The organism is Rickettsia asembonensis (genome assembly GCF_000828125.2).
Taxonomy (GTDB): domain Bacteria; phylum Pseudomonadota; class Alphaproteobacteria; order Rickettsiales; family Rickettsiaceae; genus Rickettsia; species Rickettsia asembonensis.
This window is the reverse complement of sequence record NZ_JWSW01000034.1, coordinates 1-14,609: the sequence shown is the minus strand read 5'-3', so window position 1 is coordinate 14,609 and position 14,609 is coordinate 1. Positions and strand designations below refer to the sequence as shown.

Genomic DNA, 14,609 nt, shown 5'->3' with positions numbered 1-14,609 from the left:
TGCAAGATAAGAATTTTGACCTTGATAAATATTATACAAAAATTAGAGCACCTTTTGAAAGAGTATTTTCACAAGATAATAAATATGTCAGATATATTGGTATTGTCAAAAATCAATTCTCTGAATTTATGAAGGCTATATGTTTTAATTTGAAACGATTAACCGTTTTAACGGGTAACTAATATTATCATAGATAACGCATAGATAGTAACAAAATTTCTACTAATTTTGTATATACTGACCAAAATTTATCTTAAATTTAAACACAAATTTTTCTAAAAAAATATCCTTCCTGTAATTCTCTGCTTAATTCCTTATCTCTCAACACTTCCATAGTGGGGTTTACTGAGTAATGCAACAATGCCAATGCCACGCGGGAATGACATATGACTATAATATTTTATAACATCGGAGGTTTCATTTCTATAGGAAAGTTAAATAAAATTCATGACCATAGACTTTTCATTTTATTAAAAAAGCTACCGTCATTTTCTTTCTCATTTATGGATTCTTTTTTGAATTCTTCTAGTAGTTCACGTTGTTTTTTAGATAAATTTTTAGGTACTTCGACATGAATATGTGTAAGCATATCACCCCTAATAGTTAACCTCATTTTAGACATACCTTTGCTGCGTAGCCTTAATTGGTCACCGTTTTGTGTTCCTGCCGGAATTGTTAAGTTGATTTTCCCGCCTTCAATTACCGGTACTTCTATCTCTCCTCCAAGAGCGGCATTCACAAAACTAATAGGTAGTTTACAATGTAGATTTGCTCCATCTACTTTATAAATATCATGTGGTTTTATTGCTATATCAACGTATAAATCACCGCTATTTCCGCCTCTAATACCTGCTTCTCCTTCTCCGGTATGTCTTATTCTAGTACCGTTTTCAACACCGGCAGGAATATTTACTGATAAATTTCGTTGCTTATGGTAACGTCCCATGCCATGACATTTCTTACAAGGATTTTTTATAATTTGTCCGTTACCTTGGCATTTATGACAAGCTTGTTCGATCGTAAAGAATCCTTGCTGAATTCTAGTCGCTCCAACACCGCCGCAAGCATCGCAAGTAGTTATGGTTTCACCTTTTTCAGAACCAGTGCCGTGGCAAGTATCGCATTTTACTTCGCTAGAAAAACTAATATTTTTTTCTATACCGTGAAATGCTTCCTCTAGGTTAATTGTCAGATCATATTTTAAATCCGAACCTCTAGCCTTACTTAAGGTAGGCTTTCTTCTAGCACCTCCCATAAAATCACTAAAGAAGTCGCCGAAAATATCATTAATATCAGGATGAAAACCACCGTGATTTCCTTCTCCCCCTCGTGACTGTTGATTTTGAAAAGTATCATGCCCAAAGCGGTCGTAAGCGGCTCTTTTCTGCTCGTCTTTTAGAACATCATAAGCACTATTTATTTCTTTAAATTTCTTTTCAGCATCTTTAGCGTCAGTAGTATCAGGGTGATATTGCTTGGCTAGCTTAAGGTAGGCTTTTTTAAGGTCAGCTTGGCTAGCTGTTTTACTAACGCCTAGTATTTTGTAATAATCTTGTGACATGAAATTATGTTATATATTTGTTTTATATGACTATGTCATGCTGTGGCTTGACCACGGCATCCAGTTTTATAATTTTTTTCTTAAAAAAGACTTTAAAATAAGTCTACTAATAGACTTATTTTTCTGGATCCCGTGGTCAAGCCACGGCATGACACAGGTCTTTGCTTAACACGTCCGTGATGACAAATTCAGTATATTACTTCTTCTCTACATCCTGAAAATCGGCATCTACTACTTTTTCATCGTTAGCAGTATTTTCTTCAGTAGGCTGGCTTTCGTTTTGTGCTTTATACATTGCTTCACCGATTTTCATACTAGCTGCAGTTAAGCTCTCTGTCTTTTCTTTAATTAAAGCAGCATCCTCCGACTCAAGAACGGCTTTTAAAGCAGATAGTGCTTCTTCAGCAGCTCCTTTATCTTCTGATGATAATTTATCACCATACTCAGTAAGACTCTTTTCAGTAGAATAAACTAAACTATCGGCAGCGTTTTTCGCTTCAATAAGTTCCTTACGCTTTTTATCTTCATCGGCATTCTGCTCAGCATCTTTAACCATTTGTTCGATTTCGGCATCGCTAAGACCGCTGGAAGCCTGAATAGTTACTTTCTGCTCCTTACCGCTTGCTTTATCTTTAGCCGAAACATGCACTATTCCATTAACGTCAATATCAAATGTTACCTCTATTTGTGGAACACCTCTCGGTGAAGGAGGTATGCCTTCAAGATTAAACTGACCAAGTAATTTATTACTAGCTGCCATTTCACGTTCACCTTGAAACACTCTAATAGTTACGGCATGCTGATTATCGTCAGCAGTTGAGAATACCTGACTTTTTTTAGTAGGTATAGTAGTATTACGATCGATTAACCTTGTAAATACGCCACCAAGGGTTTCAATACCAAGAGATAAAGGCGTAACGTCTAATAATAATATATCCGTTACTTCTTTATTAAGTACTCCGCCTTGAATAGCAGCACCAAGTGCTACAACCTCATCAGGATTTACGCCTTTATGCGGTTCGCGCCCAAAGAATTTCTTTACGGCTTCTTGTACTTTCGGCATTCTGGTCATACCGCCGACAAGTACTACTTCCTGAATATCAGAAGCTTTTAAACCTGCATCCTTTAATGCTTTACGGCAAGGTTCAATAGTTTTCTCAATTAAATCATCTACTAACTTTTCAAGGTCTGCTCTAGTAAATTTAAGATTTAAATGTTTTGGACCGCTACTATCAGCCGTAATATAAGGCAAATTAATATCGGTAGTTACTGCAGAAGATAGTTCTTTCTTGGCTTTTTCCGCTGCTTCTTTTAAACGCTGAAGTGCTAAAGGATCGTTACGTAAATCTATACCGCTTTCTTTTTTGAATACATCTATTAAATGGTTTAATATTCTTGTATCGAAATCTTCACCGCCAAGGAATGTATCACCGTTTGTTGATTTTACTTCAAAAACACCGTCACCGATTTCAAGAATTGAAATATCAAACGTTCCGCCGCCAAGATCGTATACTGCAATAGTTTTACTTGCCGATTTATCAAAACCGTAAGCAAGAGCTGCAGCAGTCGGTTCGTTGATTATTCTAAGGACCTCAAGACCTGCTATTTTACCGGCATCTTTTGTTGCTTGACGTTGTGCATCATTGAAATAAGCAGGCACGGTTATTACTGCTTGTGTTACTTTTTCGCCTAAATAATTCTCTGCGGTTTCTTTCATTTTTTGTAAAATAAAAGCACTAATTTGGCTTGGTGAATATTTATTGTTATCAGCTTCGACCCATGCGTCACCGTTATCGGCTTTAATTATATTATACGGTACGATATCTTGGTCTTTCTTAACCATAGGATCGGTGAAATTTCTACCGATTAATCGTTTTACTGCATATATAGTATTGCGAGGGTTGGTTACTGCTTGTCTCTTAGCAGACTGCCCGACTAATTTTTCGCCGTTTGCAAAAGCTATTATTGACGGCGTAGTTCTCTCGCCTTCTGAATTTTCTATTACTTTTGGCTCTTTACCTTCCATGACCGCAACACAAGAGTTAGTAGTCCCAAGGTCGATACCTATTACTTTTCCCATAAGATTCCTCGTTTTCTTTTTTTTTATTTTATTATGACTTTTTATTTGATATAGTGCGGCTTAAATGATTTTACAAGAGGTGAAAATGAAAAAACTACCTATTTTACTAAAACTTTTATTTATTATTAATTTAGTTTTCCTAAATAATATAGTTTTAGCATCTTCTGAAGCAAGCAGTGCTATATTTGAAAAAGCGAAGAAAGCAATCGTAACAATTGATACTAGAATTGCCGTATCTGCATATGATGATACAAGTAGTTGGACAGGAACCGGATTTATTAACGATAAGAACAACGGTTATATAATAACTAATACTCATGTTGTCGGCGGTGCGTCTATCGGAACTTATTTTGTTACTTTTTATAATGGTGAGCAGGCAGAAGCAAAACTTATCTATTACGATATTTGGCAGGATTATGCCGTTTTAAAAGTAGAGAGCAAAGATATACCGGCATCGGCAACACAAATAGCTTTCTCAAATGAGATTCCAAAATTAAATCAAAAGGTTTTTGTAGTCGGTAACACGGAAGCAAAAGGTTTTTCTTTCCATACCGGTTATTTGTCCGATCTTTACAATATTGAAGGTTTAATGCCGCAATGCACTTACGTTATTAATTTAAATACTACCGGCGGTGCTAGCGGTTCACCGGTACTAAACGATAAGATTGAGGCTATAGGAGTATTATACGGCGGCGGTAAAACTCATTCTCTAGCACTGCACGGTGATTATGTAGCTCGCACCTTAGAAAGTTTAAAGAATAATAAACAACCAAGCAGAAAGCATATAGGAATAATAAGCGAGTTATATTCTTTAAATAAAGCAGTTAGACATCATAATTTCCCTAAAGAAGAAATGGATAAATATATAAATAAATTTCCTGATAGTAGAAATAGGGTGATAAGCGTTAAGGCAGTTCTGGCCGGTTCGCCTGCTGAAAAATCTTTAAAAGCCGGTGATATTATTTGGGCAGTTAATGATAAGGAACTCGGCGGTAATCTAGCATTATTTGATAGAGAAATGGATAATTTTAAAGGAATAGCTATTAAACTTACTATATTTCGTGACGGAAAAAAGCTAGAACAAGCAGTAGATTTATATGATGTGAACAATAATAAAATCGCTAAAATGATAAATTTCGGCGGTGCGGTATTTTTTGAAGCCGATGATTATTTTAGTAATAAATCAGGTATCCCGCTTAAAGCTTTAAGTATAGCTTCCGTTCAATCCGGTAGTAGCTTTAGCTCTATACCGACATTCTTTACCAAAGATTATAAAAATGTTTATAGATTACAAATTTTTGAGATGAAAGATTTGGCTTTAAGTAATCTTGAAGATTTGGTGAAATTCTTACCTGCTATTACTAAAGAGAAATTTATAACGGTTAGATTTAAAAATTATCAACCTTATTACGCTAATTTCGGTTATAACGAACTTATCTCCTCACATGATGATATGATTGCCGATGTAACCTTGGATTCTATAGATACCAAGCCTTATATATTAAAGTATAATACTGTTTCTCATGATTGGGATATGGAAAATATAAAACTTCAGTAACTAATCGATTGTGATAAATTAACAATTTTTAATCAATTAAGTTACAATCAATTCAACTTAGTTTGTTGTGTTATTACTCCTAAATTTATAATCTTAATTTTAGGAGAATTGCAAATTAGCTCAGTGTTGTTCACTATACTATAATATTCCTACATGAATACTAAAGTCGTCATTGTGAGCAGCCTTAGGCTGCGTGGATCAATTTCACCTCTGTCATCCCGTGGTCAAGCAACTAGGTGACACAGTGGGTTTTACGGTCCACGCAACAATGCCTGCTCGCAATGACGGAAAAAACTAATTAACAATTTATAAATTTAGGAAAATTAATGACTAAGCAAGATACCATATATAATGAAGAATTATGCAATGCTGAAAATATATTAAATTATTTTAAGTACCTACACAAAAATAATAAATTAGGAATTTGTAAACCATATTTATTAGATATAACAGGCAGCTCAAATTTACAGAATATTCTGACGTTAGCACGTAACGATAAAGAATGTGCTTTAATTAATAGCATGAACCAATTAGTCTCTGGTTTAGAAGAGTATATCTCTCATAAAGATTTAGAAAGAATAATGCAATCTTGTTATTCAAAAGAACATGAACGGTATAGTCTTTTGGGAGATTCTCCGGAGAAGTAGAGATATTATTCCTAATCAAAAATATAGATATTTAATGCGAATAGCGGATTATGTAATAATTTGCTATTTGCGTCATTGATAAATTTAGGAGAATTAATGAAAAAACAACAAATACCTACTTTATCTACATCGGCTTTAGATAAATCTCCGGGGCCAGATTCGCCCGATTCAGATATAGAAATGAAATCCACATCAGTAAAGAGCGATATAGACGAGTTGGCAAAATTACTTAAAGATAAAACAAAAGACGGTATAGCAATTTTTAATAGTGCATTAAAGGTATGTATTGAAAATAATCCCAATGCTTTATTACACGAAGCAGCGGAACATGGTAAAAAAAGTTGGTAATAGAGATCTTAAAAGTAAATCGAGATTCTATAAATTCTACGACTCCTCAGGGTTTATCAGTATTACATTCGGCAGTTGCAGGGGTTAATAATAAAAAAGAAATTATTGAAATTTTATTAAATGAAGAACCTATTTTAGTAACAAAAAAAGATGCTTCAGGTCTTACTCCGTCATGTTATAATACTAGTAAAGAAATACTAAAAATATTACAAGAGTATGAACGAAATGTTATGGATTTTCTTATAAAAAAACCCAAATTTGTTCCTATAATCCCTCCAAAATGTCTTCCTATAGAGCGCAATTTGGAAAAAGCTTTTGAAGAATATATGGGGTATAAATTAGGTGGACAAACTAATCCTACAAATAGTGATGAGTTTTAAAAAGCTTAAATGTAAACGGCTTAATTTAAAGCGAGCATCTTCCTTGTAAATTTAATATAGAGTATTAGATTTGCAAGGAAGATGTAGAGAGATCTTTAATAAAAAACGGTAAGTATGTAAAACTTACCTATAAAGTATTTTAAGCTTAAAAATTATAATTCAGTGACAGGTGTTTCTTTTCCTAGGGCTTCAACATAATAATATTCTGTTACAGGGTTATAATCATCATAACTAATTGATGTTTGTGATGATAGTTTTTGTGCTAATATTGTCAATTTTTCTTCATATAACTCAAAAGATTTTTCTAAATCCTCTTTTGTAATCTTTACAGTTTTAGCTTCATCTGTATTTACTTTGAGTGCTTCAATATTTTCTGTTGAGTTATATTTTGTTAAAGTTACTTTTTCTTTTTTTGGGAAAAAACAATATGTTTTTATTTTTACCAATGCTGCTATTACTTCTATTGAAATACCTAGAACGAGTTTATCTAATAACATCTAATACCTTAAAATTATTTTGAAGCGGCACACAATATATAAGTCTTATTTATGTCAACATAAATTAATATATAATTACTATAAGTATTAACAAATGCTAATTAGTATAATTTTCTTTCACAAAATCGAAATAAGCTGTTATTAATATAAAAAACCAATCTTAATCTAGTATATGCGTTCTTTATTTGTAGTAATTATATTCTTTCTAATGAGTAGTTGTAATTTAAAACCGGTATATAGTGAAAAATACAGTAGGAATAATGATTTAGAAGCTATTAAAGTTGAACCGATTAGAACAATTGAAGGAGCTGAGTTTTATCATCGTTTAACTAGTATTTTACCTCAGAAAGCAAAAGCAAAATACCTGCTTAAAGCGGAGCTTATCGCAACAACTATGCCTGCTACTATTGAAAAAAACTCCAATGTTTTAAGGGAATATATTAATCAATTAGTTAGGTATAAATTAATTGATATAGAAAGCCAAAAAGTTTTAATTGAAGAGAAGTTTTACCAAAACACGTCATATAATGCTATTTTCACACCATATGCAACAAATGTTGAAAGAGATGAAACAGGAATAGACTTGGCATATCAAGCAGCAGAAGAAATTCGTAGCAGATTAATTTTATATTTTACACGGAAATAGTTAAGCTATGAAATTTTATTTTTCACAAATAGGTAGATTATTTGAACTAATAAAAGCCGGAAAGATTAGAGCTCTTTTACTATATGGTCCTGATAAAGGCTATATAGAAAAAATTTGTAAGCATTTAGTAAAAAGCCTAAATATGCTACAAACTTCTATAGAATACTCAGATCTTAATAGTTCATCTTTAGAAATATTACTTAATTCGCCTAATTTTTTTGGTCAAAAAGAATTAATTAAAATTAGATCGGTTGGGAATTCAATCGATAAGAATTTAAAAACAATTCTAAACAATGATTATATAAATTTCCCTGTATTTATAGGTGAGGAAATTACTTCAAGCGGGAGCTTTAAAAAGTTCTTTGAAACAGAAGAATATTTAGCGGCAGTTGCTTGTTATCATGACGATGAAGCAAAAATTGAACGAATTATTTTAGGTAAAGTAGAAAAAACTAATAAAATTATAAGTAAAGAGGCTATCACTTATTTAAAAGCTCATTTAAAAGGTGATCATGATTTAATTTGTAGCGAAATAAATAAATTGATATATTTTGTTCATGATCGAAGAGAAATTAATTTAAACGATGTTCTAAAAGTTATAAGTAGCGAAATTACGGCAAACGGCATTGATTTAGCAATGTATTTTTCAAAAAAAGATTATAGTAATTTTCTGCAAGAGCTGGAAATATTAAAAAAACAAAATATCAATGAAGTTTTAATTATTAGAGCATTAATAAGGCATTATTTAAATTTATATATAGTTTTGTCGAAAATAAAAAACGGTGAGAGTGTGGAACTCGCAATAAAATCATTATCACCACCGATTTTCTATCAATATATTAATGATTTTACAAAGATAGCAAACAGTCTTAGCCTAACTGAATGTTTAGAGACTTTAAAATTGTTACAGCAAGCGGAGGTAGATTATAAATTAAATCCTGCTGGTTTCGATTTATTACAGAGTATACTCGTTTAATTTGAAAAATTGGCGTCGTTGTTTTATATTTTTTGATCCTCACGTTACTTGTATGTACGCTGTGGTCAAAAAATAGACCTCTTGCATAACTTGCTTCTAAGGGTAATTTGTACGTCGATCTGGTACTCGAATCCTCACGTACTAAGGTGTACGCTGGCTGCGGTTCGAGGTGAAGTGTCTCCTTCAAATTCCTCCTTATTAGCTACGTTATGCAAGAGGTCTAATATAAAACGCCTTGCTCCTTTCCAAATTAAACTTCGTCTACCTAATTTTAAACTTCTTTTAAAAGTAGTATATATTATATGCCAAGACCTGATTTTTCTGACCCTGACAAACAAATTCACGAAATAATTAGAGTTAATCATGCCGGGGAGTATGGGGCAAAAAGAATTTATCAAGGGCAGCTAAAATATATCAAATCTCAGAATGATCATATATTAATTAAAGAAATGCTTGAACACGAAGATGTACATTTAAATTATTTTGAAAAAAAATTACTAGAAAAAGAAGTAAGACCCACGTTTTTATTATTTTTTTGGCATCATTACGGATTTTTACTTGGTGCTTTATCTTCCTTGATGGGAATAAAAACGGCGATGCTTGTTACCGAGAGTGTAGAAGAAGTAATAGAAAAACATTATGAACAGCAAATAAATTATTTAGAAAATAAAAATGTTGAGCCGGAATTATTAAATAATATTATTAAATTTCGACTTGATGAAATTGAACATAAAAATATTGCTATAATGAATGATAGTACTAAGGCAGTATTTGCAGAAATAACTAGTAAAATAGTGAAGATAATTTGTCGTATCTCTATAATTTTAAGTAAGAAAATTTAGAGTTAACAGCTTAATTAGTTGAAAAATCTAGAAATATTTTATTTCTAAGATATTAAGAAGATAATAAAAAAACTTTAATAATATTATTAAAAACGGTGATGAAAAGAAAAACTTTTTTCTAATTTTTTCTTTATTTTTTACATTTGTATTTTTTAGAATTAATAAATCTTCATTTTTATTAAACATAAGCTAATACTACTCGTAATTCCTTTATTTAATTTATGCCTAAACCTAATCTAGAATTAATAAATAAAGGTGCCAGGGGTTAAGCTCCGTTGCTGTAAGACAACAACCTCCATTATACTTCATGATTTTACTCACTTATAATATAGATACCTGGCATAACTTAATATTAAGTTTTGACAGATTGGTCTTGCAACAATGGAGCTTAAACATTATTAGCGGTCTATATATTAGTTGAATAATATAAAGAGTCAAGAGATTTTAGTTGTCATTAATAATAAATAATAATTCTGAGTTACGAGGTATATTTTCTATATAATCTGCTTCTAGAATTTGCTTTTACATCGATAATAATTTATATTTACTTATATACTAAGATAGAACTTGAAAAATTGACTATCTCGTCTTTGTAAGTCCTCGAATACTGAATGTTTATTATACGTTCTGCTCCTCGACCTACAGACTCCTTGCTCTTTTCCAAGTTGATCTTCGTATATCTATTCGTAAGTATAATTAGAAAATGATAAAATAAAATATGAATCCAAATTCACATCCTATGACTAAATCGCACTTATTCCATATAGTAGACCCAAGCCCTTGGCCCGTCCTAACATCCTTTGCTTTACTTCTTTTGGTTATAGGTGGCGTCTCGTTCATGCATGGCTACAAATTTAATATATATATTTTATCTGCAGGAGTTATTTCAGTAGGTTACTGTTTATATTCTTGGTGGAGAGATGTAGTGAAAGAAGGAATAGTCGAACATCAGCATACTAGTCCTGTTAGAAAAGGTTTACAAATAGGTATGGCATTATTTATTTTAACGGAAATAGTATTTTTTGGTGTATTTTTTGCTTCTTTTTTTAAATCAAGTCTATCACCTGTAGGTCTTTTAGACGGTGTATGGGTTGTAAAGCAGGGAATTTGGCCTCCACCTACAATTAAAACTTTTGATCCATTTGATATTCCTTTTATCAATACTTTAATACTACTCTTATCGGGTACTACCGTTACTTGGGCTCACTACGCCTTAGAAGAAAAAAATCAAAAAGATTGCGTAACTGCACTTGCTCTTACCATATTGCTTGGAATATTTTTTACAACTATGCAAGCATATGAATATTATCATGCGGCGTTTAAATTCACGGATGGTATATATGCTTCTAATTTTTATTTAGCCACGGGTTTTCATGGAGCTCATGTAATTATAGGTACTATATTTCTAATAGTTTGCTACTTTAGAGCAAAAAGAGGAGATTTTACTACAGAAGGTAATGGACATTTAGGGTTTGAATTTGCTGCATGGTACTGGCATTTTGTAGACGTGGTTTGGTTATTTTTATTTACGTTTGTTTATATATTTGGAAGCTAAATTATACTATATGTGATTATAATGTTACTTAAAATAAGTGTTTTTAAAATATTTTTGCATATTAATTAGAATTGCATATATTTAGGAGTTGATTTATATATAAATAAATTATACATTACTTTTTAAATGCTTAATTATTTTATTGAGGTAAAACATATGAACTTTCCTATTCGTAAATTAAACGAAGAATTAATAGATTATAATCTATCATTACGCATACTATTTACTATTCTAAGCGTGGCTATTATTATGGTAGCTTTTGATAGCTTAGGTAGTGGTAGCGTCGGCGATCCTGTAGGTGATACATTGTGTAAGTTAATTAAAGTATTCAGAGGTAATACTGCAAAAGGTATAGCTGTTGTCGGTATAATTGTTCTGGGAATTCAAACATTAAGAGGAAAATTGCAGTGGGAAGTAGCTTTAGTAGTAGTTACTGCAATCATTATATTATTTAAAGCTCCAGATATTGTTAATATGGTATCAAGTGGTACTAATAGCTCAAATTGTGGTGTTTCCTAATACGCGATAATAAAAATTATTATATCTTTAGTAATACCCATAAGTTAGCTTATGGGTATTTTTATTTTTAAGTGACGTTGTTACATAGCCTAAATATTGCCTGTGTGGATACCGAGTTGTCATTGAGAGGAGGCATTGTTGCGTGGATATCGATGTCATTCCTGCGGAAGCAGGAATCCAGCATAAAGCGAGATAAATCGAGCTTTTAATTTCAAAAATTTTCTGTATTTATACTTTTTTTCTGGATTCCCGCTTTCGCGGGAAGGTCTTGTTGCGTGGACCGTAAAACCCACTGTGTCACCCCGTGGCTTGCTAACTAGGTCCATAAAAACAATAAAAAATACTAATAATTTTAGTATTTTTAACTGGATCCCGTGATCAAGTCATGGGATGACAGAGGTGAAATTATTCCACGCAAAATGCCTCGCGGGAATGACATAAAGAGCATTTACCGGTCCACGCAACCGTCTTTACTTAAATAAAAGCCCTAATCTATTACCTATAGCAATATCAATATATTTTGCTGTAACAGGGATCCCTTCAATATTCATTTCTAGATATATTGCTTGTTTTGCAGGGATTTTTGTTTGTAGTTTTGTAATTGATACATATTCATCTAAAGCTTGATTATTACTATCCATTACTCTAACTTTGATTATAGGATCAGAAATTAAATAATCAGACTGATTAGATAATTTATAAAATATCTTCATACCGCCTATATGATGAGATTTTCCTAAATTAATTTCTTCTATCTTTAATTGATCATATTTACCTAAAAATTTAAAACTATCTATTAGTAATATCACTAAACAAAAAATTATAAAGCTAGTCCATAATATTGGAAATATATTATATTTTTTCTTAGTAGGAATATACGGTAAAATAACCGGCACATTAGCATTATAATGATTTTTAATAGGAGTTTTAATAGTTTCCGTGTTTACTTTATCTTTAAAGTCATTTAATTTACTAGTATTATAGTCTAATTTTTGATACCACAAATGGCTACATTTGGAACATTTTACTCGTCGTCCGTTAATACCTATTTGATTGCTTGTAACGATAAATCTTGTTTGGCAATTTGGGCAAGTAATATACATAGTTAATTATAATTATTATGTTTGACTTCATGATAATCTCATTTATTATTTTTGGCAATAAAACAGTTAAAAGATATGTCCTCTCTTATTAAAGAAATTGAAGAAGCTTGGCAAATTAAGGACAAACTTCTTCAAGATTCTTCAAAGCTTATAACATTAAAAAAAACACTTAATGATATTATAGAAAACTTAAATCAAGGTACAATTCGTGTTTGTGAAAAGAAAGAAAATAGTTGGGAAGTTAATGAATGGGTAAAGAAAGCTATATTGCTATATTTTATCACTACGGAATCGCAACTTTATAATAACAATTATAATAGTTGGTATGACAAAGTTGCTCCTAAATTTTCTGCGGATACTGATAAAAATATATTCAAAGAAGCAGCTATACGTAAAGTTCCCGGAGCTGTTGTTAGAACCGGTACTTATATAGCTAAAAAGGTCGTTATTATGCCTTCTTTCATTAATATAGGTGCTTATATAGATGAGGGAACAATGATTGATACATGGGCTACTATCGGCTCATGTGCTCAAATCGGTAAGAATTGCCATATTTCAGGTGGTACGGGAATAGGAGGGGTACTTGAACCGCTACAAGCAAAGCCAGTTATCATTGAAGATAATTGTTTTATCGGTGCAAGATCGGAAATAGCAGAAGGGGTAATAGTAGAAGAAGGAGCAGTAATTAGTATGGGAGTGTTTATCGGTAGCTCTACAAAAATAATATACAGAGATACAGGTGAAATTATTTACGGCAGAATTCCGGCTTATTCTGTTGTAGTTCCAGGAGTATTACCTGCTAAGGAAGCAGGTAAGCCTGGGCTTTACTGTGTAGTCATCATAAAGCAAGTCGATAAAACTACTAGATCTAAAGTAAGCATTAATGATTTGTTAAGGTGACCGTTCACTGTCACCTAGTTCGTTTGACCAGTGTTGTTGCATGGCTCAAGAAAAGTACTCGGTGTCATTCCTGCGAAAGCAGGAATCCAGCATAAAGCGAGATAAATCGAGCTTTTAATTTCAAAAATTTTCTGTATTTATACTTTTTTTGAATTCCTGCTTTCGCAGGAATGACATAGGAACCATGCAACAAGGTCCGCTTGACCACAGGATAACAAAGAGGAATAATAAGTAGTTTAACACTAGAACGGTCACGGATCAATAATATCGCCGATTATATCTTTAAAATACTCATTTCTTTGTTGTTGCTCTGAAATATCCAGTTGTTGAATTGAATTATTATTGGGGTTTCCTAAGAAAGTATTGTATGCCGTAAGTACTGAATTTTGTTGTTTTTGAGGATCATGTACAACGCCGGCTGCTTTAAAATATGATTCTGCAGCATCTGCTTCCTGTTGTTTTTGAAAGCGAAGTTTGTTTCCTTGGTCCATATATGAATCATATTTTTTTATAGGCTTTTCAGCCTTATCTATAAGACTGGTATAACATTCTAATATAGAGTCTAATTTATTATTCTTTCTATAAAATATGATAGCTGAATCTTCACGTCCTAAGTTAAATAGCATATCACCGATTTTATCGTACATTTCTTTAAGCTCTTCATTACATGTTAGGGCTGCATTATTAATTAGCTAAAGCTCCCTTATAATCTGCTTCTTCGCTCAATATATCGCCTATTTTAGAATAGCAGTTAGCTATAGTTTTAATTACTTCCGTCTTGTCAGGATATTTACTTAACTACTTTATAGCTTCTTGATAATATTGCACCGGTTTATTATTTTCAGGTTTTATATTTTTTATAGAAGATAGATAGTTATTTTGTACGAATAACTCACATATTTTAATTAAGGAATTATAGCACTCATTGGACCTAGACCATGTTGTAGATAACATTTCTTCAAATAATGATAATTCTTTAATTTGTAGGTTTAATACC

The 14,609-nt window shown here is 31.9% G+C and carries 19 protein-coding genes and 3 pseudogenes; 13 read left to right on the top strand and 9 right to left on the bottom strand.

Going from position 1 to position 14,609, the window contains the following annotated elements:
* On the top strand, positions 1–182 hold a 182-nt coding region (locus SB78_RS10380; protein WP_041078926.1), incomplete at its 5' end, for a hypothetical protein.
* A gap of 263 nt (positions 183–445) precedes the next feature.
* Here SB78_RS10380 and dnaJ read toward each other — a convergent pair.
* Positions 446–1,561: a molecular chaperone DnaJ gene (gene dnaJ / locus SB78_RS04500; protein ID WP_041078925.1), complete on the bottom strand. Its 1,116-nt coding sequence runs from the start codon at positions 1,559–1,561 to the stop codon at positions 446–448.
* On the opposite strand from dnaJ, the gene SB78_RS10930 reads away from it, so the two are divergent.
* On the top strand, positions 1,560–1,730 hold the full coding sequence (locus SB78_RS10930) for a hypothetical protein (protein ID WP_241773746.1): 171 nt from the start codon (positions 1,560–1,562) through the stop codon (positions 1,728–1,730). The two genes, dnaJ and SB78_RS10930, sit on opposite strands and share 2 nt — an antisense overlap.
* A 27-nt stretch (positions 1,731–1,757) precedes the next feature.
* Here SB78_RS10930 and dnaK read toward each other — a convergent pair whose 3' ends face one another.
* Positions 1,758–3,641 carry a molecular chaperone DnaK gene (gene dnaK, locus SB78_RS04495; RefSeq protein WP_041078924.1) on the bottom strand — a complete coding sequence of 628 codons (1,884 nt, stop codon included), beginning with the start codon at positions 3,639–3,641 and terminating at the stop codon, positions 1,758–1,760.
* Positions 3,642–3,705: 64 nt separating this feature from the next.
* On the opposite strand from dnaK, the gene SB78_RS04490 reads away from it, so the two are divergent.
* From SB78_RS04490 to SB78_RS10920, 4 genes are all read left to right on the top strand, one after another.
* Complete coding sequence (locus SB78_RS04490) at positions 3,706–5,199, top strand: S1C family serine protease (protein WP_041078923.1); 1,494 nt, start codon at positions 3,706–3,708, stop codon at positions 5,197–5,199.
* Positions 5,200–5,525: 326 nt separating this feature from the next.
* A complete protein-coding gene (locus SB78_RS04485) occupies positions 5,526–5,846 on the top strand; it encodes a hypothetical protein (RefSeq protein ID WP_041078922.1) in 321 nt (106 codons plus the stop codon).
* Between the two features lie 96 nt (positions 5,847–5,942).
* The gene (locus tag SB78_RS10925) at positions 5,943–6,194 is read left to right on the top strand and encodes a hypothetical protein (RefSeq protein WP_241773745.1); all 252 of its coding nucleotides are present in this window, start codon (positions 5,943–5,945) and stop codon (positions 6,192–6,194) included.
* Positions 6,188–6,574: an ankyrin repeat domain-containing protein gene (locus SB78_RS10920; RefSeq protein ID WP_241773744.1), complete on the top strand. Its 387-nt coding sequence runs from the start codon at positions 6,188–6,190 to the stop codon at positions 6,572–6,574. Before SB78_RS10925 ends, SB78_RS10920 begins: the two co-directional genes overlap by 7 nt.
* Before the next feature lie 152 nt (positions 6,575–6,726).
* On the opposite strand, the gene SB78_RS04475 is transcribed toward SB78_RS10920, so the two are convergent.
* Entirely contained in the window at positions 6,727–7,071 is a 345-nt protein-coding gene (locus tag SB78_RS04475) for a hypothetical protein (protein WP_041078921.1), read from the bottom strand.
* 172 nt (positions 7,072–7,243) lie between these two features.
* On the opposite strand from SB78_RS04475, the gene SB78_RS04470 reads away from it, so the two are divergent.
* Both SB78_RS04470 and holA read left to right on the top strand, forming a co-directional pair.
* Positions 7,244–7,717 carry a hypothetical protein gene (locus SB78_RS04470; RefSeq protein WP_041078920.1) on the top strand — a complete coding sequence of 158 codons (474 nt, stop codon included), beginning with the start codon at positions 7,244–7,246 and terminating at the stop codon, positions 7,715–7,717.
* A gap of 7 nt (positions 7,718–7,724) precedes the next feature.
* A complete protein-coding gene (holA, locus tag SB78_RS04465; RefSeq protein WP_041078919.1) occupies positions 7,725–8,693 on the top strand; it encodes a DNA polymerase III subunit delta in 969 nt (322 codons plus the stop codon).
* A gap of 43 nt (positions 8,694–8,736) precedes the next feature.
* On the opposite strand, the pseudogene SB78_RS09315 reads toward holA, so the two are convergent.
* Positions 8,737–8,944: pseudogene (locus SB78_RS09315) on the bottom strand (palindromic element RPE1 domain-containing protein); the annotation flags it as partial.
* Between the two features lie 51 nt (positions 8,945–8,995).
* On the opposite strand from SB78_RS09315, the gene SB78_RS04460 reads away from it, so the two are divergent.
* Complete coding sequence (locus tag SB78_RS04460; RefSeq protein WP_041078918.1) at positions 8,996–9,535, top strand: demethoxyubiquinone hydroxylase family protein; 540 nt, start codon at positions 8,996–8,998, stop codon at positions 9,533–9,535.
* 27 nt (positions 9,536–9,562) lie between these two features.
* On the opposite strand, the gene SB78_RS10125 is transcribed toward SB78_RS04460, so the two are convergent.
* The gene (locus SB78_RS10125) at positions 9,563–9,721 is read right to left on the bottom strand and encodes a hypothetical protein (protein WP_199402779.1); all 159 of its coding nucleotides are present in this window, start codon (positions 9,719–9,721) and stop codon (positions 9,563–9,565) included.
* Positions 9,722–10,253: 532 nt separating this feature from the next.
* Here SB78_RS10125 and SB78_RS04455 point away from each other — a divergent pair.
* The gene (locus SB78_RS04455; protein ID WP_041078917.1) at positions 10,254–11,090 is read left to right on the top strand and encodes a cytochrome c oxidase subunit 3; all 837 of its coding nucleotides are present in this window, start codon (positions 10,254–10,256) and stop codon (positions 11,088–11,090) included.
* A gap of 156 nt (positions 11,091–11,246) precedes the next feature.
* Positions 11,247–11,609, top strand: coding sequence for a TrbC/VirB2 family type IV secretion system protein (locus tag SB78_RS04450; RefSeq protein WP_041078927.1), 363 nt, complete (start codon positions 11,247–11,249; stop codon positions 11,607–11,609).
* Between the two features lie 155 nt (positions 11,610–11,764).
* Here SB78_RS04450 and SB78_RS09695 read toward each other — a convergent pair whose 3' ends face one another.
* Positions 11,765–11,935, bottom strand: a complete 171-nt coding sequence (locus SB78_RS09695) for a hypothetical protein (protein WP_158510102.1) — start codon at positions 11,933–11,935, stop codon at positions 11,765–11,767.
* Here SB78_RS09695 and SB78_RS11965 point away from each other — a divergent pair.
* Positions 11,892–11,984 (top strand): annotated as a pseudogene (locus tag SB78_RS11965) (proline/betaine transporter); the annotation flags it as partial. The gene SB78_RS09695 and the pseudogene SB78_RS11965 overlap by 44 nt on opposite strands.
* Before the next feature lie 95 nt (positions 11,985–12,079).
* Here SB78_RS11965 and SB78_RS04445 read toward each other — a convergent pair.
* A complete protein-coding gene (locus SB78_RS04445) occupies positions 12,080–12,712 on the bottom strand; it encodes an MJ0042-type zinc finger domain-containing protein (protein ID WP_041078916.1) in 633 nt (210 codons plus the stop codon).
* Positions 12,713–12,787: 75 nt separating this feature from the next.
* Here SB78_RS04445 and dapD point away from each other — a divergent pair, with 75 nt between their 5' ends.
* Entirely contained in the window at positions 12,788–13,612 is an 825-nt protein-coding gene (gene dapD, locus SB78_RS04440; protein WP_041078915.1) for a 2,3,4,5-tetrahydropyridine-2,6-dicarboxylate N-succinyltransferase, read from the top strand.
* Between the two features lie 251 nt (positions 13,613–13,863).
* Here the strand turns inward: dapD and SB78_RS04435 are convergent, their stop codons facing one another.
* Positions 13,864–14,259 carry a hypothetical protein gene (locus SB78_RS04435; RefSeq protein ID WP_041078914.1) on the bottom strand — a complete coding sequence of 132 codons (396 nt, stop codon included), beginning with the start codon at positions 14,257–14,259 and terminating at the stop codon, positions 13,864–13,866.
* Positions 14,260–14,410: 151 nt separating this feature from the next.
* A pseudogene (locus tag SB78_RS10120) lies at positions 14,411–14,609 on the bottom strand (hypothetical protein); the annotation flags it as partial.